This is a genomic window from Parasaccharibacter sp. TMW2.1890 (assembly GCF_023337645.1).
GTDB classification, from domain to species: Bacteria; Pseudomonadota; Alphaproteobacteria; order Acetobacterales; family Acetobacteraceae; genus Bombella; species Bombella apis.
The window spans coordinates 122390-140770 of sequence record NZ_NWUV01000004.1; the positions used below are offsets into that span (position 1 = coordinate 122390).

The window sequence follows — 18381 nt, forward strand, 5'->3', positions numbered from 1 at the left end:
AGAAAAGCTGAAGACTGCGGGTGTAGCTCAGTTGGTTAGAGCGCCGGCCTGTCACGCCGGAGGTCGCGGGTTCGAGCCCCGTCACTCGCGCCACTCTTTTTCAAAAGGGTGGCGTTTTTTATTCCCTCCTCTCCTCCTTGATATCATGATCCGCCTTCTGCTGCGGAAAGATCGTTTCGGCCCTTTCAGGCAAGAAAATCCTTGCATCCTGAACGCAGCTGCCCGACATCTCTGCCCATGCCTTATATCGTCAAGGAACTATTCGCCACATTGCAGGGTGAGGGTGCCCATTCCGGGCGTGCGGCCATATTCTGCCGGTTCACCGGCTGCAATCTCTGGTCCGGCCGGGAAGAAGACCGCCACAAGGCCCAGTGCACCTTCTGCGACACGGACTTCATCGGGACGGACGGCCCCGGCGGAGGCCGCTTTGCCACGGCTGAAGCTCTGGCCGCTGCGCTGGATGACTGCTGGCTGGCCCACACTGCGGACGGGACCCGACGTTATGTCGTCTTCACCGGTGGGGAGCCCCTGCTCCAGCTTGATGCAGCCCTGATCGCCGCCACAAGGGCCCGTGGTTTCACCATCGCCGTGGAAACCAATGGCAGTCTTCCTGCCCCTGAAGGAATCGACTGGGTCTGCGTCAGCCCCAAACCCGGCCAGCCGCTGAAACAGACACATGGCCATGAGCTGAAGCTCGTCTATCCACAGGACACCCTGACGCCGGAACAGTTTGCGGCGTGCGACTTCCAGCATTTCTGGCTACAACCCATGGATGGACCGGACCGCCCTGCCAATACGGAAAAGGCCGTGCGCTACTGCCAGACCCACCCGCAATGGCGGCTGAGCCTGCAAACCCACAAACTGATCGGAATCCCCTGATGACGACACCCGCCTCCCCCTCCGCCAGCCATCAGGCCGCCCGGAACCGCCGTGCGCTCGTCCTCTTCTCCGGTGGGCAGGATTCCGCCACCTGTCTGGCCTGGGCCCTGCATCATTTCAACCATGTGGAGACGGTCGGCTTCGCCTACGGGCAGCGTCACGCCGTGGAGCTGGAGTGCCGCACCACCCTGCGGCAGAGCATCAGTGCCCAGAATCCCGCATGGGCAGAAAAGCTGGGAGAGGATCACACGATCGACCTGGCCAGCCTCGGCGCCCTCTCTGATACCGCCCTGACACGGGATGCCGAGATCAGCATGGGGGAGAACGGGCTGCCCAACACCTTCGTGCCGGGCCGGAACCTGATCTTCCTGACCTTCGCCGCTGCCCTCGCCTTCCGCCGCAGCATCCGCCACATCATCACCGGTGTGTGCGAGACGGACTATTCCGGCTATCCCGACTGCCGGGATGACACCATCAAGGCCCTTCAGGTTGCCCTCAATCTGGGCATGGAGCAGCGTTTCGTCCTCCACACGCCGCTCATGTGGATCAACAAGGCACAGACATGGCGGCTCTGCCACGATCTGGGCGGAGCTGACCTGACAGAAACCATCCGCCATGAGAGCCATTCCTGCTATAAGGGAGACCGCACCCATGAGCATGCATGGGGATTCGGCTGTGGAGACTGCCCCGCCTGTGCCCTGCGTGCCGAAGGGTGGCGGCAGTATCAGGAGGGGGCATGAGCGACATCACCCGGACAGAACTGGTTTTCACACGACGTTTCTGCATGGGACACCGGCTCATCTCAGGCAGCAGCGAGCGTTGTGCCATCCCGCACGGGCATAACGAATATGTCACCGTCACGCTGGTGCCCGGCCCCAACGCTCCGCAGGACCGGCGGCTGGATGGGCACAGCAACATGCTGCTGCCCTTTGCCGAGGCCAAGGGTCGTTGGCACCGCTTCATCGACGAACGGATGGACCACAGTTTCCAGCTTTCCGAGTCCGACCCGCTGCTGGACTGGTTTGCCGAGCATGAACCCCAGCGGCTGGACCGCCTTGTCGTCACGCCCGGCGACCCGACGACGGAACTGCTCGCCGCCCTGCTGATGAGCAAACTTCAGGCGTTCCTGACCGCCCAGGGCGGGCTGCTGTCCCCCGCCTCGCTCGAGATCAAGGAGACGCCCACCAACACGGTGCGCCTGCATGGCGACCCGTCCCTCTATCTCCCGCTAGTGGACCGCCCGGCAGACCGGTGCTGGTGGCACCGGGCCGACGATACCACACGGGACTGACACCGCCCCGCAAAGCGGTCTCAGTCCCGCATCAGGGCCATGACTTCCTGCCGGGCCTGAGCATCATCGGCCCAGAGACCGTAAGAACCTGTCGTCACGGTCGTGGCACCGGGGCTGCGGACCCCCCGCAGGCTCATGCACATATGCTCGGCTTCCACCACGACCAGAACGGCTTTCGGCTCCAGCACCTCAACCATCGCCTGCACGATCTGATCTGTCAGACGCTCCTGAAGCTGCGGGCGGCGGGCATAGCCTTCCACGACACGGGCCAGCTTGCTCAGCCCCGTCAGGCGGCCACCTTCCGGCAGATAGGCCACATGGGCACGCCCCAGAACCGGCAGGAGATGATGCTCGCAGGTGGACTGGAAGCGTATGTCCTTCACCAGCACCATGCCGCCATGCTGGTCGGCACTGAACTGCTTTTTCAGGTGGTCCCGCGGGTCCTCATACAGGCCGGAGAAAATCTCCAGATACATCTTGGCCACACGGTCCGGCGTATCCCGCAACCCTTCACGGGAGGGGTTTTCCCCTATGGCCAGCAGAAGCTCCCGCACGCCTCCGGCAATGCGGCTGATGGCGTCCTCCGGCCGGGTGATCGCTCCGGCGGCACCCTCCGGTGTCGGGGCCTGTTTCCCCGGAATCCCTGTCTCATTGGCTGACATTCAGCATCCCCCAAAGTTCATCCACCCTGCCCCGGCCTGCGCCGTGTGACATCCCCAGCTATACGATCCAACCCTGCTAACGCTTCCTTCACAGAACGTCCAGCGATCTCAAGCTCCGGCTCCAGCTCGGCAAGGGGTTCCAGCACGAAGGCACGGTCAAAAAGATGACGATGGGGGAGCGTCAGAAGAGGGTGGCACACGGTGCCATCCCCATGAAAAAGCAGGTCCACATCCACCGCCCGCTCGCCCCAGCGTCGCCCGGGCACACGGCCCAGCGACCGCTCGATCTCCTTGCAGAGACCCAGAACGGCCTGCGGGGGCAGGACCGTCCGCCCCAGGGCGGCGATATTCACGAAGGGAGGCTGATCTTCCACACCCCACGGAGCACTGTCGTAAAAAGAGGAAACCGCCTCTATCTCCAGCCCCGGCTGATGGCCCAGAGCCTCCACGGCAGCCCGCAGCACGGCCTCCCGCTCGCCCAGATTGGCCCCGAGCGAAAAACCGACCCGGTATTCCCGCTGCTGCGTCACCGTGACGGATACATCCTCCACCGCATGGGGCACAGGGGCTGAAGGCTTGCGCACCGTGACGGACACATCCTGCACGGCGGGGCAGTCCGCCAGCACGGCAGTGCCTATCCGCCCGGCCAGAGTTTCGATCAGCTTGCAGGGACCAGCCTGAAAGACCCGCTCGGCACTCTGGCAGAGCTCCCCGTAACAGACGGCCTGTGTATAATCATCCCCCGCAATCGCTACCGACAGGTCAGCCCGAACCTCCAGCGACACATAGAAACGCTGACCGAGACGGGTTTCTTCCTCATGTACGCCATGATGCCCGAACAGGCAGAGATCATGCACCCGCACATGGGTCAGGGACGGAATGATCACTCGACATCTCCCTTCACCATTCCATTCACGGCCAGCAGGGCGGTCATGTCCAGCACGTCCCTGTGTGCCTGCACGTCATGCACCCGCACCATGCAGGCCCCCTGCGTCGCCCCGTAAAGATTGACCGCCAGCGTTGCTGGCAGACGGTCATGCACTTCCCGCCCCAGCAGCCTGCCGAACATGGATTTGCGGGACACACCCAGCAGCACGGGCAGGCCGTAATAGGCCTCCAGCCGCCGCATGTTCTGCACGGCCCAGAGATTCTGCATCACCGTCTTGCCGAACCCGACGCCGGGGTCCAGAAGGATGGTCTCACGGGCAATGCCTGCCCGGTCGGCCAGCTTCAGGGACCTGTCAAAGAAACGCCGCCAGTCATCCCAGAGATCAACGCTGGCATCAACCACCTCACGATTGTGCATGATGGCCACCACGGCACCGGCGGAGGCCACGACGGAAGCCATGTCCGGGTCGGCCTGCAACCCCCACACGTCATTGACCATCTGCACGCCAGCCACCAGGGCCTTCCGGGCCACGGAGGCCTTCGTGGTATCGACGGACAGGACCGCCCCCTCCCGGGCCAGAGGCGTCAGGACCGGTTCCAGACGCCGCCATTCCTCTTCCGCATCCACGGGCGTGAAACCCGGCCTCGTGGATTCCGCACCGACATCCAGCAGGTCCGCCCCCTCGGCCAGAAGGGCATGGGCCTGCTTCAGGGCGGCCTCCGGCGTAAAGAACTGCCCGCCATCCGAGAAGGAATCCGGCGTGACATTGACGATCCCCATCAGCAGGGGCTGCCTCCATGAAGGGGAAGGACGTGCTGCCAGCCAGGCGGCCATCTGCTCCGCAAGGGTCATCATCTCAGCCTTTCACCAGCAGGGGGAGGATCACCCCTTGCGGGCTGCCTCGAGAAACTGCTCCATCTGCTCCATGCCCAGCGCACCGGGTGCCACGGCAGCCTGACCGAACAGGAAGGTCGGCGTCCCCTGCACGCCCACACTCTGGGCCTGACCAAGGTTGGCTGTCAGCAGCCCCATGACGGCCTGCCCCTTCATGTCCTTCTCGAAGCGGGCCACGTCCAGCTTCAGGCTCTTTGCCACATCACGGAGATGCTCCATGCCGGGTTTGGCCGTCTCCTCCATCAGGCGGCGGCGCATGGCGTCATACTGCCCCTGGAAGGCCGCCGCATAGATGGCCTGTGCATCCAGCAGGCTGGCATCACCCAGAACGGGAATGACCTTCTCCACCAGCCGGACATCCGGGTGTCTGGCAAGGAACTGGTCCACCACCGGGGCCATGTGGCGGCAGTAGGTGCAGCGCGGGTCCAGAAATTCCACGACCGTGACCTGCCCCTGCGGGTTGCCGCGTACGGCGTAGGATGGCGCCGTGGAAAGAGCCTGCCAGTTGGCCCGCACGGCCGCCTTCACGTGGGCTTCCTGCTGGGAGCTGGCCTGCTGCTGGATGGACCGGATGGCATCGGACAGGATGCTCGGATCATTCTTCAGGGCCTCACGGACAATCTGTACGATCGCCGCCCGCTGCTTTGCGTTAAAAACCGCTTCATCCGCCGCATGGGACGTCCCCGCAAGGGACAGCCCCATGAGAGGGAGGCCAGCCAGCAGGGCCAGGGAAAATGACTTCACACGCTGTTTCATGGTCGTGCCCTCCATGGGGTTATGCAGCATTTCATGGGCGCTTGAGAAAGAGAGGGGCCCCCCACCTGACCATGCAGGTAGAACCGCCCCGATGACCAGCCCTGTTAAACAGCAAACCGGTCTGTTTTTGAAGCCCCATCCCTTCATGAGGAACGATGATGCTGCTCCCCAGCCTACAGCCGAAGCATGTAAGACCCGTTAAAACCACCCCCTGCGGGGTTGCCCTCCCAATCCCGGCAGTTTAACGCTATCATACCTCAATCCGGGACCGCCATGATGGCAGACAGTCCCTGCAAACAGCCCTGATCGTGACCCGCAACACTGGAGAGCCGCCACCGTGGTAAAGCCTGACAGCCGGACCCCTCATCCCCCCTGCCTGTCTGACCGTCCCACTCCCCGGTGGGCGCGCGGGCTTGGTCTGCTGGCCTGCCTGAGCCTTCTGGGCAGCAGCCTTGTCGCCTGTTCTGGTGGCAGGAGCCTCAAGCATCATCTCTTCGGCCATACAGCCCCATCCGCCAGAGCCAACACAGGCATTGTGGTAGCTGATGAACCGCAGGCAGCACTGGTCGGCCGTGATGTCCTCGCCCGTGGGGGCAATGCCGCCGATGCTGCCACGGCAACGGCCTTCGCCCTGTCCGTCACACTCCCCTCCCGTGCCTCTCTGGGAGGTGGCGGGGCCTGCCTGGTTGCCCGCCCGGGCCAGCCCGCCGAGAGCATTTCCTTCCTGCCTGTTGACGGCACCGGCACGGGCGGAGACCGCCCCGCTGCCGTACCCATGATGGCCCGTGGACTGTTCCTGCTGAATCTCCGGTACGGGTCAGTCCAGCTGGGTGATACGATCGACCCGGCCATAACACTTGGCCAGCAGGGCATCACGGTCAGCCGCCAGCTGGCCAGTGACATCGCCGCCGTGCAGGGGCCTCTCCTTTCCAACGAAGGAATGAAGGCCCTCTTCAGCCGGGGGGATTCCGGTGTGGCCATCCGGGAAGGGGACCAGCTGACCCAGCCCCGCCTGACGTCATTCCTCTCCCGCCTGAAACTGGTTGGGGTGGGAGACCTCTATACCGGTGCCCTGTCCGATGTTTTTGTCACACAGGCCAACAAGGCTGGTGCAGGCCTGACACGCGACGACCTGCGCCGCTCCCTGCCCGGACAGACATCTGCCCTGCATTTTACCAGCGGGCCGTATCGCCTCAGCTTCCTTGCGCCACCAGCTGATGGTGGACTGGGCAGTGCTGCAGCCTTCCGCCAGAACCTGCGGGCTGAAAATGTCATCAGCGCATGGCGCCGTTCCGGCCGGACAAGCCTCCAGGAAGGCCAGATATTCATGGCCTCTGGCCAGAGCGATGCCACCGGCCTGCCCCCTCTGCCGGCCTCCACCTCCTTTGTCGTACGGGATGGCCATGGCCTGAGCGTTGGCTGCGTGCTGACAGACAACAACCTGTTTGGCACGGGGCGTCTGGCCGGCAGTACGGGGGTTGTCCTCGCTGGAGCCCCGCATGACTACCCCCGCCCGCTCCTCAGCGCTGCCATGCTGGAAGCCCCCCACAAACGGATGCAGGCCGTCCTTGCAGCCTCGGGGCAGAATGACGCCGCCCAGAGCGTTGCTGATGCGCTGCGGCAGCTCGCACAGGGGCAGGCCATTGCTCCCTCTACAGGGACAGGGCAGCTCAACAGCATCGTCTGCTCCGGTGATGACTGTGTCGGACGGGCCGCCCCCAACGGGAACGGTCTGACCGCCCACACCATCACCCACTGAACCAGCAGGGAACACCACTCTGGACAGATACGCCCCAAGGGCTTGTCCAGAGCCCTTCTGAACGCCATCTGATGGGGCAGGCACATGCCCCGCCACCACTCCCTGCCCCATCATCCGGGGCCTGTCAGTCACGAGGTCTTCATGTCAGCAGACAAGAACGCAGAAAGAAGCAAAGCGCTGGATGGCGCTCTCAGCCAGATCGAACGCTCCTTCGGCAAGGGGTCCATCATGCGGCTGGGCCAGCGGCCCAAGGAGCAGGTGGATGTCATTTCCACCGGGTCGCTGGGACTGGATATCGGGCTGGGCATCGGTGGGCTGCCACGGGGCCGCATCATCGAGATTTATGGCCCGGAGAGCTCCGGCAAGACCACGCTGGCTCTCCACGCCGTGGCTGAAGCGCAAAAAAAGGGCGGTACGGCTGCCTTCATTGATGCTGAACATGCGCTGGACCCCATTTATGCCCGCAAGCTGGGGGTGGACATCGACAATCTGCTGCTCAGCCAGCCAGATGCCGGGGAACAGGCTCTGGAAATTGCTGATACGCTCGTCCGCTCCGGGGCCATCGACATTCTGGTCGTGGACTCTGTCGCTGCCCTCGTGCCCAAGGCCGAGCTGGAAGGGGAAATGGGGGACAGCCATGTCGGCCTCCATGCCCGCCTGATGAGCCAGGCCCTGCGCAAGCTGACAGGCTCCGTTTCCCGCTCCAACACCACCATCATCTTCCTGAACCAGATCCGCATGAAGATTGGCGTGATGTTCGGCAATCCGGAAACCACAACAGGCGGCAACGCCCTGAAATTCTATTCCTCCATCCGCCTGGACATCCGCCGCATCGGCTCCGTGAAGGACAAGGACGAGGTCGTGGGCAACCAGACACGGGTGAAGGTCGTCAAGAACAAGATGGCCCCCCCTTTCCGGCAGGTGGAATTCGACATCATGTATGGCGAGGGCGTCAGCAAAATGGGCGAGCTGCTGGACCTTGGCGTAAAAGCCAATGTGGTGGAGAAATCTGGCGCCTGGTTTTCTTACGACAGCACCCGCATCGGCCAGGGCCGGGAAAATGCAAAGCAGTATCTGCGTGAGCATCCTGAAATGGCTGCGGAAATTGAAAAACGGGTCCGGCAGGATGCTGGCATCATCGCTGAAGACATGATGGTTGGTGAGTCGGCAGAGGATGATACGGATTCATCCAATGAGCTGCCGCTGGACAGCACCAGCACCGGCAACCGCCGCAAAAGCTGACGGAAGGTCCTTTTGTCCCCCAGCAGCGGGGGACAAAAGAACGCCTCATGCAAAAAGCCCCGCTCCAGCATATTGGAGCGGGGCTTTTTTTCCATCCAGTCCCAAGAACTGGCACTACCCCTCAGGCAGCCTGATGGGCATCACCATCCTTCTGACCACGCAGGCGACGCCACAGCTTGACACCGCGCAGGGCCATGCGGGCCGCAAACGGTGCCATCTGCGGGCGCAGCAGGCGGGGGTCATACCCTGCAAAGCGGCGCTCGTTCTCCTTGAGGCACAGCTCCATCAGCTCAACAAAATCCACCTTCTTGTCCGTCATGCTCTGGGCACCGGTCACGGTGAAATTGTTGTCCTGCGTATGCTCCACGCCATCATCATCAAAGCTGCGGACGAGGCTCAGACGCTCATAAAGCAGGAAGAACAGCACACCGATCACCCGCATCTCGAACCACGGACGGCGCCAGAGCGGCATGACGGCACGATGGTAAGCCAGCCAGTTGGCAAACAGCAGGATGTGGCGACACTCCTCCTGCATGACAGGCTCGAATGTCTCGATCAGCTCCATCGGGAACAGGCCGGCCTTCTCGGCCAGAGAAAACAGACCGAAGGCGAAGAAGCTGTCCCAGCACTCGGAGAAACCCGTCACCAGATAGGCCCATTCCGTATCCCGCGGCTCGATGTAAGGGTCTTCCGGGGCAAGCGGAATACCGTAATGCTCCACCATGCGGGCCAGAACCTCCTTGTGGCGGTTCTCTTCCCATGCATTACGGGCAATGGCGTCCTTCACATCCGGGTCGTCCAGCATGTCGGCATAGGCAGCCATGCGCAGGCGGGCCTTGCCTTCGGTCTGCACGGCGATATCCCAGATCGGCAGGGAGGTGATGCGGTGCAGCGTCTCCGGGTCCAGCTTCGGCCAGGGGATGACTGACGGCTTGTAGGGGTTGAACGTCTCCCGGAACATGTCGGCCATGGCCTTCTTGTGCTCCGGGGTACCCGGCTTCAGCGGCCCTTTGACCGGGCTGCTCCAGTGGCGGGCATCGTAGTCCACCTGCTCCAGCGTTTTTTCGGATGGGCTGTCCGGCAGATGGGAATAAATATCCGCCAGAGAGCTCTTCCCGTCCGCTTTATATGCATCGCTCACGATAAGGCTCCTTTCCTTGCTGGGACTCAGGCCTGTTCGAGATCGGCTGCCGAAGAAATGATGCGGCCAACAAGCCCGTACTCAACCGCCTCCTTCGCCGACATCCAGTAGTTGCGGTCCGTATCACGGGCCACTTTCTCGTAGGGCTGTCCCGTTTCACGCGCGAAAAGCCTGTTCAGACGTTCACGCATCTTGATGATCTCGCGGGCCTCGATATCAATATCGGTCGCCGGGCCCCGCACGCCGCCCATCGGCTGGTGCAGCAGGAACCGGGTATTGGGAAGACACAGACGCCGCTCCGGACGCCCCGCCGCAAAAATCAGCGCACCGGCAGACGCCACCCAGCCCGTACCGATGATGTTGACCGGAGCAACAGAATCCACAAAGCGGATCATGTCATGGATGGTATCGCCACTCTCCACATGGCCGCCGGGAGAATTGACGTAAACATCAATCGGCCTGTCCGATTCCCCAGCCAGAGCCAGCAGCCTGCCCGTAATGTCACGGGCCATGCGGTCATTCACTCCACCGAAGATCAGCACCTTGCGCTGCTCGAAGAGGTGGCGCTCCACCTCCGGGGCCGGGCCGGACTTTTTCTCGTCCTCCGGAGGCCCATCCGGCTCGTCCTCCATGCGGGGACGCACCGTGGCGGTGCCATGGCGGACATCCTCTCCAGAAGAGGCAGAAGCCCGCAGGCGGGCAACATCATGGGTGTGGCATTCATCATATGTCATCATGCCGCTATCCTGCCCCTGCTTGACCTCTCTGCCAAGCCTTAAAACGACGCTTTCTTGCAGCTTTTTCATCATTTCCCATGATCGAATCAGGACCCTTTTTCTCCCTTTCTTCCCCAGTAAGGAATTGCGTCCGAGGGAAGAGACACATATCCTGCCTCCCCACCCTTTCATTCCGGGGCTTTCCTGTTTTGGCCCTGCCCCTTCCGCCCTGTTGCACGCCGGACCATGACACCCAGCCTTTTCACCCGTTCTTTCCGTTCCATTTCCACCACCCTCACACGGGGTGCCGGCCTCTTCCAGTTCGGGCTCTGCCTGCTGGCCCTGCCTGCCTTCACCGCAGGCTGCCAGCACCGTGATGCCATCGACACCACACGGGACATCGCACACGACATCATGGGCGGGGAGATCAGACGGCTGCGCCCCCCCACGCCGGGTTATGACAGGCCCGCCCCCAACATCGCCCTCATCCCCACCACCCGGCCGGAATTCCCAAGTGCCGATGCCCGGGCGATGATCACGACTCGTCTTGAGCGGGATCGCAACTACTCCCAGCGCATTTCCGCTGCTGGCGGGGCCCTGCCCATCGGCATGATGAACCCGCCACCACCCCAGCCCCAGAATGGCGGTTCCATGACGCTGGAAAGCCAGAGCAACGGGCCTGCTGCCAGCCATCCGGCCATCATCCGTCAGGACAGGTCCACCGGCCCGGCAGGCAGTGGCTCCAGCCTGATCTACCAGCCCGTCACCCATGCGCTGCCCATCCACCTGCCGGACCCCGGCCAGCCGCCAAAGCCTCTGCTTTTCCCCGGCTTTTCACTCCCCAGCACGGTTCTGCCCGTCATACCGGATTTCGATACCGCCACACCGGTCGGGGCTCTGGTGCGTTTCCAGGCCGATACCGACCATCTGGATGGAGACCAGACAGACACGTTCAACCAGATCGTAGCCCAGCGACACCGTCATCTCCTGCTCATCCGGGGCTTCGGCACGACCCTGAGCGCCCAAAGCGGCCTTTCTCCTGATGAACAGACGCATGAAATCGGTCTGGCCCTGCTCCGGGCCCGGGCCGTTGCCCAGCGTCTGGCCAGCCTCGGCGTGCCGCATGACGACATGCGCCTGACAGGGGAGGCCATCGGCGATGGCGTGCGTGTCTCTTACGAAAAGAACATCAGGGCCGGAACTGCCCCCGCCCACTGAAGGCCGCAGGACCATAGAGGCACGAACCAGGTAAAAATTCCGTCTTTTCTGCTGGTCCCCCCCTTGCCGGACTGACCAGCCTCATGAAACATGGGATGCCCGTTTCCCGGGAGCCAGCCCGGCTCCCTTCCATCTGACTGATTGAGTATCATGCCCGAAGAGTTCCACAAGATCCGCCGCCTGCCGCCTTATGTCTTTGCCGAAGTCAACAAGGCCAAGGCCGCCGCGCGTGCCGCCGGAGAGGATATTGTGGACCTCGGCATGGGCAACCCGGACAGCCCGCCCCCCCAGCATGTCATCGACAAGCTGGCAGAAACGCTGCGCAATCCCCGTGTGCATGGCTACTCCGTCAGCCGTGGGATTCCCGGCCTCCGAAAAGCGCAGGCCGCCTATTACGAACGCCGCTTTGGCGTGAAGCTGGACCCGGAAACGGAAATCATCGCCACGCTCGGCTCCAAGGAAGGGCTGGCCAATCTGGCCTCCGCCATCACGAGCCCCGGCGATACCATTCTGGTCCCCAACCCGTCCTACCCCATCCACCAGTTCGGCTTCATCATTGCCGGGGCCTCTGTCCGCTCCGTTCCGGCCTCGCCAGATGATGCCATGCTGGAGGCCCTGTACCGGGCCGTGCGCCACTCTGTCCCCAAGCCGACGGCGCTCATCATCAATTTCCCCTCCAACCCGACGGCCTATCTCGCCTCGAAGGAGTTCTACAGGGAGATTGTCAAATTCGCCCGGAGAGAAAACATCTGGGTCTTGTCCGATCTCGCCTATTCAGAGCTCTACTTCGGGGATGAGCCCCCGCCCTCCATTCTCTCCATTGAAGGGGCCAAGGACATTGCCGTGGAGTTCACCTCCATGTCCAAGACCTATTCCATGGCGGGGTGGCGAATCGGCTTTGCGGCTGGCAATCCCCGCCTCATCCAGGCGCTGACACGCATCAAGTCCTATCTGGATTATGGAGCGTTCACACCGGTGCAGGTTGCAGCCACCGCCGCCCTGAACGGTCCGCAGGATTATGTGGAGAACATGCGTCTGCTCTACAAGGACCGGCGTGACGTGCTCATACGTGGCCTCCATGCAGCAGGGTGGAATGTTCCGACACCGGAAGGCTCCATGTTCGCCTGGGCTCCGATTCCTCCCCAGTTCGCCCACATGGGCAGCGTGGAATTCTCCAAGCTTCTTCTGAAGGAAGCCAAGGTTGCCGTGGCGCCGGGGCTGGGCTTCGGGGAACACGGGGATGGCTTTGTCCGTATCGGGCTGGTGGAGAACAACCAGCGCCTCCGCCAGGCCACACGGTCCATCAAAAACTTCATGAACCAGCACAGCGCCCTCAAACCATAATGCCACACCCGGCCCTGCCTCCGCCTCCATGCAGGGCCACAGCCTGACAGGAAACCGCCTCTCATGACTTCCGTACATCGCAACACTGCCTCATCCTCCGTCACATCCCCGCTCCGGCTGGGCATTGCCGGCCTCGGGACAGTGGGTACGGGCGTCATCCGTCTGCTGCGTGAACATGCAGACCTGCTGCGCCACCGCACCGGCCGCAGCATCGAGGTCGTGGCCGTCAGCGCCCGTAACCGTACGCGGGACCGTGGGATCGACCTTTCCGGCCTCCACTGGCATGACGACCCCGTGGCTCTGGCCAATGACCCGAATGTGGACGTTGTTGTCGAACTGATGGGCGGGGCCGAAGGAACAGCCCACACGCTGGTGACAGAAGCCCTGAAGGCAGGCAAGGCCGTCGTGACGGCCAACAAGGCGCTGGTCGCCCGCCATGCAGAAGAGCTGGCCCATCTCAGCCACCAGCATGGAACTCCTCTCCTGTTCGAGGCCGCCGTGGCGGGTGGCATCCCAGCCATCAAGGTAGTCCGGGAGGGGGTGGCTGCCGATGCCCTGACCCGTCTGGGCGGTATCCTCAATGGGACAAGCAACTTCATCCTCACCGAAATGGCCGAAACAGGCCGTGCCTTCGAGGATGTGCTGAAAGAGGCCCAGGACAAGGGTTATGCCGAGGCCGATCCCTCTGCCGACATTGATGGCTGGGACGCTGCCCACAAGCTGAGCATCCTGACAGCCATCGCCTTCCGCCCGATCGTTTTTGACAGTCTGGCTGTCAGCGGGATGCGGCGCATCACCACAGATGACATCCATCAGGCCCGCAAGCTGGGCTATGCCATCAAGATGCTGGGCGTGGCCCGACGCCTGCCGGAAGACCGTGTGGAAGCCTGGGTGCAGCCCTGCCTCATCCCGGCACGGTCCGGGCTGGCGCAGGTCAATGGCGTCTATAACGCCCTGACGACAGAAGGCCCCTTCAGTGGTCCCATCACCATCTCCGGGCAGGGTGCCGGGGAAGGCCCCACGGCCGATGCCGTCATGGCCGACGTGATCGACCTGGCCCGTGGTCATAGCCTGCCTCTCTGGGGCCGGGTGGATGAACAGGCTCCCATTCCCTGCGAACCGGTGGAGGGCCTGGTCAGCCGCTTCTATCTCCGCATCACGCTGGAGGGCTCCGTGGAGGCAGAAACGGCTCTGGAAGACATCCGCACCGTCCTCGGCAATGAAGATGTTGCCGTGGAGAAAGGACACCATCACACATCACAGAAGGGCGACGCACAGCTCATCCTGCTGACAGGGCCTGTCACGCTGGGCGGGATCAACCGCATCCTGCCCCTCCTTGAGGAAATGCCCCTGATAAAAGGCACTCCACTGGCCCTGAAAGTGGAAGACCTGCCATGACAGCCAAACAGCCCCATCACGTTCCCCATGAATATCGGGTCACGGGCCGCAATCTGGGGCTGGACCTGGCCCGTGTGACCGAGGCCGCCGCCATTGCCTCCGCCCGCTGGACCGGTCGTGGCAACAAGAATGCGGCAGATGGTGCCGCTGTTGAGGCCATGCGGAAAGCCTTTGATACGGTTGCCATCGATGGCACCGTCACCATTGGCGAGGGGGAAATGGATGAAGCCCCCATGCTGTATATCGGTGAAAAAGTGGGCTGTGGCGGACCGGAAATGGACATTGCCGTGGATCCACTGGAGGGCACCAATCTCTGCGCCCGCAGTCTGCCCAATGCCATCACGGTGGTGGCTCTGGCACAAAAAGGCTGCTTCCTCCATGCTCCTGACATCTACATGCAGAAAATTGCCGTAGGTCCCGGCCTGCCAGAAGGCGTGGTGGATATTGACGCCTCCATAGGCCAGAATCTTGCCAGCCTTGCGCAGGCAAAAAAATGTGATGTCAGCGATCTGGTCCTCTGTGCGCTGGAACGTGAGCGCCATGAGGAGCTCGTTGCCAAGGCACGGGAAGCCGGTGCCCGTGTCCGCCTGCTCAGCGATGGTGACGTGGCCGCCGTGATTGCCACCTGCCTGCCTGGCAGTGGCGTGGACATCTACGCCGGTAGCGGAGGCGCACCGGAAGGCGTTCTGGCCGCTGCCGCCATACGCTGCATGAACGGACAGATGCAGGGCCGTCTGCTCTTCGAGAATGAAGCGCAGATTACCCGCACCCGCCGCATGATCCGCCCCGACCTCGACCCCACACAGGCCCTCAGCCTGACAGACATGGCGGCCGGACCGGTCTTCTTCTGCGCTACGGGCGTGACAGCAGGCGACCTGCTACGGGGCATTGAATATCCCTCCGACAATTACATCCGTACCCATTCCGTCATGATGCGCTCAGAAAGCGGTACAATCCGTTACATGGAGACTTACCACCATTTCGACCCCCACAAGGTTTGAGCCACTCCTCCGCCCTTATGCTCCAGACGACGTCCCAGCCAGAACCTGATACCCGGGTCACTCCCGCCCTTGTCCTGAATGTCCAGCGCAGTGCGGGGCTGCGCCGCTGGGTCTGGCGGCATCCTGTCCTGGCTGAAACGGACAACCGGCTTGCGCTGGCCCTCGCCCAGAAGATGGACATCTCCGAACTGGCTGCCCGCATTCTGGCCGGGCGGGGCATTTCGGCTGGAATGGTGGAATCCTATCTGCGGCCCCGCCTGCGTGATGCCTTGCCCAACCCCTCCATCCTGCGGGACATGGATGCCACAGCCCTGCGGCTGGCAGCTGCCGTACAGGCTCGGGCAACCATAGGCATTCTGGGCGATTATGACGTGGATGGGGCCTGTGGTACGGCGCTGCTCAGCTCCACACTCACGGCTCTGGGCTGCCATGTCGTCACCCACATCCCCGACCGGCTGGCTGAAGGGTATGGCCCCAACATTCCGGCGCTGCAATCCCTGCTGGATCAAGGCGCCAGCCTGCTTGTCTGCGTGGACTGCGGCACAGCGGCCATTGATGTTCTGGACCATTTTGAAGGGCAGGCCGACCGGATCGTTCTGGATCATCACAAACCGGATGGACGGCGCCTGCCCAAAGGGCTGGTCGTGAATCCGAACCGGCTGGACTGCGAGTCCGGTCTGGGCCATCTCTGCGCCACGGCCGTTGCCTTCCTGACAGTCGTGGCCCTCCAGCGCACCCTGCGCCAGCAGGGATGGTTTGAAACCCATCACGCCCCAGACCCCATGGCCCTGCTGGACCTCACTGCTCTGGCCACCATCTGCGATGTCATGCCGTTGCAGGGCCTCAACCGTGCTCTTGTGGCACAGGGGCTGAAGGTCATGAACCGCCGTGAACGGATCGGGCTGGCCGCCCTGGCCAATGTGGCCGGGGTCAAGGCCAATGCCAGCGCCATGAGCTGCGGCTTCGCCCTTGGGCCGCGCATCAATGCTGGTGGACGCATTGCCAGGGCTGACCAGGGCCTGCGGCTGCTCCTCAGCCAGTCCGAGCATGAAGCACAGGCCATTGCTGAAGAACTGGATGACATCAACCGCAAACGCCAGACCGTGGAAAGCCACATTCTGGATGCCGCTGTCGAGCAGGCCCGGGAACAGGTTGAGGCCGGTCATGCGGTCATTTTCCTGCATGGTGATGACTGGCACCCCGGTGTGGTTGGCATCGTGGCCGGGCGGCTGAAGGAACGATTCAACCGTCCTGCTCTGGTCGGTGCCCTGAAGGATGGTGTGGTGAAAGGCTCTGCCCGTTCCGTCACGGGTCTGGATATCGGAGCAGCCATCATCCAGGCCCATCAGTCCGGCCTGCTCCTGACGGGGGGAGGACACGCCATGGCGGCAGGATTCTCCGTAAAAGAAGAAAACTGCGCCGCCCTCCATGCCCGACTGGATGAAGCCCTTGATGAGGCCCGTCACCTCCCCCCCCAGGATGACCTGCTGCTGGATGGTGTCGTCACCATCAGGGGGGCTACCCCCACACTGGCCCAACAGATCGCCCTGCTGGCCCCCTTTGGGCCGGGCAATGAGGAACCCCTGCTGGCCATACGGGATGTCCGCTGCGTGAAGGCCGATCGGATCGGGCAGGATGGCAACACACTGCGTGTCATTCTTCAGGATGCTGATGGCTACAGCCGGATCAAGGGGCTGGTCTTTCGGGCTGGGGACAAACACTTCACCGATCTTCTGGAAGATCGCAGCCGCCCCCTGCTGCATGTAGCCGGGCAGCTGCGTCTGGAAACATGGCAGGAACGGGAAAATCTTACTTTTTTCATTTTTGATGCCGCACGGGCTTGACGCCACCCCCGTTCCTGCCTATTAACCGCCTCACGCCTTTAGTCCCGTTCGTCTAGAGGCCTAGGACACCGCCCTTTCACGGCGGCAACACGGGTTCGAATCCCGTACGGGACGCCACATCTTCTTCCACATGAGAAGAGAACAATGTGGCCTTTCATGGGCTATCTCCCATAAAGAACGGATTGCGTTGCCAGGGGCCAAGCTCTCCGGCCCAGTTGTGCCCCATGAGGCGGGGACACCCCCCATCAGCCCTTGTGCCGATACGGATCAGCCGTCCCCCTCACCCCAGAAACACCCCCTCGACCTCCAGCAACAGCTCTGCCCGGCAGATGTCGGCAATGAAGAGCGGGGATTGCTCCAGCGGGCACTGGAAGACCCGTGAAATACCCTCCCGCACGAGCGCTGCATCTTCAGGATGACGGACATAGAGCTTCATGCTCTCAAAGCGCCCTGCTTCAAGACGGGGAAAACGTTTCCGGGCCGCATCAAGCAATGAATTGATTGTTTCAATCGTGACAGAGAGCTGCTCCTCCACCGTCGTCCCGACGGATTCATGTCCCCGGATGCTCGCCGTGCCGGAGAGATACAGAGCTGTCCGATCTGGGCCTTCCATGACGGTGGCACGGGCAAAGGACGGTGAACGCCGCCCATAACGGGGCGGGTAATGATAGGCAGGAAGCTGGCTGGGATTCTCCAGATTGACACCACCCACATGACGATGGGCGATCAGGAAGACAGCCACACCACCGGAAGAGAGGCCAATGCCCGTTGCCGCAGGCAGCTCACCCAAACCGATGCTCATGGCTTCAAACGCCTGGGAACGACCACTACAGAAATCCCGATACCGTTCCTCACCCCGGGCATTGTCCTGATTGATGGCCCCCAGATAATTCCACATCCGATAGATGTGGCCAAAACCCTTGCCCCGCGCCAGGCCGATCAGCCGTTCGTAACTGGTCTGCACCGCCTCGCAGAGCTCCGGCTGGTCTTCCACCCAGAAGGCAGCGAAAAGCAGATCACCTTCTGCACTCCAGCCGATCCCCTGTTCCAGCCCTGCCTGCCGGCCTCTGGCAGCCTGTTCGTGCCGGGTCTCACCCGATAGGGATGCTGGACACCACTGTTCGCAGGTCGCCGGCAAAGGCCCGGGCAATGTCATGTGGACACGACCATTCCGCACATCCAGCCCACCACTGGCCCCTCCATAGCAGATCGTGGCCAAGGGGGATGGCCCCGCTCTCTCTGGTTCAGAATGATAGACTGGCAGCAATACCATCATGTTTCAGGCCATCCCCTGCAAATTCACCCATCTGCCCGTGTCTTAAGCGAAAGCCCAGCCAGATGACAGGC

Annotated in this window: 17 protein-coding genes and 2 tRNA genes; 12 read left to right on the forward strand and 7 right to left on the reverse strand. The window is 62.6% G+C overall.

The genetic code is table 11. The features are described 5' to 3' along the window. The first annotated feature begins 16 nt into the window (after positions 1–16). The 4 genes from CPA54_RS08455 (at position 17) to CPA54_RS08470 (ending at position 2170) form a co-directional block, all read left to right on the forward strand. Positions 17–93, forward strand: a tRNA-Asp gene (locus CPA54_RS08455). Between the two features lie 144 nt (positions 94–237). Next, complete coding sequence (gene queE / locus CPA54_RS08460) at positions 238–879, forward strand: 7-carboxy-7-deazaguanine synthase (RefSeq protein ID WP_154980998.1); 642 nt, start codon at positions 238–240, stop codon at positions 877–879. After that, entirely contained in the window at positions 879–1619 is a 741-nt protein-coding gene (gene queC, locus CPA54_RS08465) for a 7-cyano-7-deazaguanine synthase QueC (RefSeq protein WP_249086100.1), read from the forward strand. Before queE ends, queC begins: the two co-directional genes overlap by 1 nt. Next, positions 1616–2170: a 6-carboxytetrahydropterin synthase gene (locus tag CPA54_RS08470; RefSeq protein WP_249086102.1), complete on the forward strand. Its 555-nt coding sequence runs from the start codon at positions 1616–1618 to the stop codon at positions 2168–2170. The genes queC and CPA54_RS08470 overlap by 4 nt, the downstream gene beginning before the upstream one ends. A 20-nt stretch (positions 2171–2190) precedes the next feature. Here the strand turns inward: CPA54_RS08470 and folE are convergent, their stop codons facing one another. From folE to CPA54_RS08490, 4 genes are read right to left on the reverse strand one after another with little or no spacing between them, the layout of a single operon-like run. Next, positions 2191–2832, reverse strand: a complete 642-nt coding sequence (gene folE / locus CPA54_RS08475; RefSeq protein ID WP_249086104.1) for a GTP cyclohydrolase I FolE — start codon at positions 2830–2832, stop codon at positions 2191–2193. 17 nt (positions 2833–2849) lie between these two features. Further along, on the reverse strand, positions 2850–3719 hold the full coding sequence (gene folK, locus CPA54_RS08480) for a 2-amino-4-hydroxy-6-hydroxymethyldihydropteridine diphosphokinase (RefSeq protein ID WP_249086106.1): 870 nt from the start codon (positions 3717–3719) through the stop codon (positions 2850–2852). Beyond that, a complete protein-coding gene (gene folP / locus CPA54_RS08485; RefSeq protein ID WP_232086384.1) occupies positions 3716–4576 on the reverse strand; it encodes a dihydropteroate synthase in 861 nt (286 codons plus the stop codon). Before folP ends, folK begins: the two co-directional genes overlap by 4 nt. A 27-nt stretch (positions 4577–4603) precedes the next feature. Continuing rightward, the gene (locus tag CPA54_RS08490) at positions 4604–5371 is read right to left on the reverse strand and encodes a DsbA family protein (RefSeq protein ID WP_103765771.1); all 768 of its coding nucleotides are present in this window, start codon (positions 5369–5371) and stop codon (positions 4604–4606) included. 337 nt (positions 5372–5708) lie between these two features. Between CPA54_RS08490 and CPA54_RS08495 the strand changes: the two genes are divergently transcribed. Both CPA54_RS08495 and recA read left to right on the forward strand, forming a co-directional pair. After that, the gene (locus tag CPA54_RS08495; protein ID WP_232317262.1) at positions 5709–7130 is read left to right on the forward strand and encodes a gamma-glutamyltransferase; all 1422 of its coding nucleotides are present in this window, start codon (positions 5709–5711) and stop codon (positions 7128–7130) included. Between the two features lie 141 nt (positions 7131–7271). Continuing rightward, on the forward strand, positions 7272–8372 hold the full coding sequence (recA, locus tag CPA54_RS08500) for a recombinase RecA (protein ID WP_052349241.1): 1101 nt from the start codon (positions 7272–7274) through the stop codon (positions 8370–8372). A gap of 121 nt (positions 8373–8493) precedes the next feature. Here the strand turns inward: recA and CPA54_RS08505 are convergent, their stop codons facing one another. Together CPA54_RS08505 and CPA54_RS08510 are read right to left on the reverse strand one after the other, a co-directional pair. Beyond that, a complete protein-coding gene (locus tag CPA54_RS08505; protein WP_081562520.1) occupies positions 8494–9513 on the reverse strand; it encodes a hypothetical protein in 1020 nt (339 codons plus the stop codon). A gap of 26 nt (positions 9514–9539) precedes the next feature. After that, on the reverse strand, positions 9540–10145 hold the full coding sequence (locus tag CPA54_RS08510; RefSeq protein ID WP_181005240.1) for an ATP-dependent Clp protease proteolytic subunit: 606 nt from the start codon (positions 10143–10145) through the stop codon (positions 9540–9542). A gap of 330 nt (positions 10146–10475) precedes the next feature. On the opposite strand from CPA54_RS08510, the gene CPA54_RS08515 reads away from it, so the two are divergent. From CPA54_RS08515 to CPA54_RS08540, 6 genes are all read left to right on the forward strand, one after another. Beyond that, on the forward strand, positions 10476–11447 hold the full coding sequence (locus CPA54_RS08515) for a hypothetical protein (protein WP_081562521.1): 972 nt from the start codon (positions 10476–10478) through the stop codon (positions 11445–11447). 150 nt (positions 11448–11597) lie between these two features. Next, complete coding sequence (locus CPA54_RS08520; protein WP_249086108.1) at positions 11598–12791, forward strand: LL-diaminopimelate aminotransferase; 1194 nt, start codon at positions 11598–11600, stop codon at positions 12789–12791. Positions 12792–12854: 63 nt separating this feature from the next. Continuing rightward, positions 12855–14189 (forward strand): homoserine dehydrogenase, encoded by a 1335-nt coding sequence (locus CPA54_RS08525; protein WP_249086110.1) that lies wholly within the window; start codon positions 12855–12857, stop codon positions 14187–14189. Continuing rightward, entirely contained in the window at positions 14186–15190 is a 1005-nt protein-coding gene (gene glpX / locus CPA54_RS08530) for a class II fructose-bisphosphatase (RefSeq protein ID WP_249086111.1), read from the forward strand. The genes CPA54_RS08525 and glpX overlap by 4 nt, the downstream gene beginning before the upstream one ends. A gap of 17 nt (positions 15191–15207) precedes the next feature. After that, positions 15208–17034, forward strand: a complete 1827-nt coding sequence (gene recJ / locus CPA54_RS08535) for a single-stranded-DNA-specific exonuclease RecJ (protein WP_248460268.1) — start codon at positions 15208–15210, stop codon at positions 17032–17034. A 41-nt stretch (positions 17035–17075) separates the two neighbouring features. After that, positions 17076–17151 (forward strand) — tRNA-Glu (locus CPA54_RS08540). A 163-nt stretch (positions 17152–17314) separates the two neighbouring features. Here the strand turns inward: CPA54_RS08540 and CPA54_RS08545 are convergent. Then, a complete protein-coding gene (locus CPA54_RS08545; RefSeq protein WP_249086113.1) occupies positions 17315–18253 on the reverse strand; it encodes a hypothetical protein in 939 nt (312 codons plus the stop codon). Positions 18254–18381 lie beyond the last annotated feature (128 nt).

Bases quoted from the DNA above. Each gene is read 5' to 3' on its own strand.
- CPA54_RS08525 (WP_249086110.1), top strand. From the start codon at position 12,855: ATGACTTCCGTACATCGCAACACTGCCTCATCCTCCGTCACATCCCCG.
- recJ (WP_248460268.1), top strand. From the start codon at position 15,208: ATGCTCCAGACGACGTCCCAGCCAGAACCTGATACCCGGGTCACTCCC.
- glpX (WP_249086111.1), top strand. From the start codon at position 14,186: ATGACAGCCAAACAGCCCCATCACGTTCCCCATGAATATCGGGTCACG.
- CPA54_RS08490 (WP_103765771.1), bottom strand. From the start codon at position 5,371: ATGAAACAGCGTGTGAAGTCATTTTCCCTGGCCCTGCTGGCTGGCCTC.
- CPA54_RS08470 (WP_249086102.1), top strand. From the start codon at position 1,616: ATGAGCGACATCACCCGGACAGAACTGGTTTTCACACGACGTTTCTGC.
- folE (WP_249086104.1), bottom strand. From the start codon at position 2,832: ATGTCAGCCAATGAGACAGGGATTCCGGGGAAACAGGCCCCGACACCG.
- queC (WP_249086100.1), top strand. From the start codon at position 879: ATGACGACACCCGCCTCCCCCTCCGCCAGCCATCAGGCCGCCCGGAAC.
- CPA54_RS08515 (WP_081562521.1), top strand. From the start codon at position 10,476: ATGACACCCAGCCTTTTCACCCGTTCTTTCCGTTCCATTTCCACCACC.
- folP (WP_232086384.1), bottom strand. From the start codon at position 4,576: ATGATGACCCTTGCGGAGCAGATGGCCGCCTGGCTGGCAGCACGTCCT.
- CPA54_RS08510 (WP_181005240.1), bottom strand. From the start codon at position 10,145: ATGGAGGACGAGCCGGATGGGCCTCCGGAGGACGAGAAAAAGTCCGGC.
- recA (WP_052349241.1), top strand. From the start codon at position 7,272: ATGTCAGCAGACAAGAACGCAGAAAGAAGCAAAGCGCTGGATGGCGCT.
- CPA54_RS08520 (WP_249086108.1), top strand. From the start codon at position 11,598: ATGCCCGAAGAGTTCCACAAGATCCGCCGCCTGCCGCCTTATGTCTTT.
- queE (WP_154980998.1), top strand. From the start codon at position 238: ATGCCTTATATCGTCAAGGAACTATTCGCCACATTGCAGGGTGAGGGT.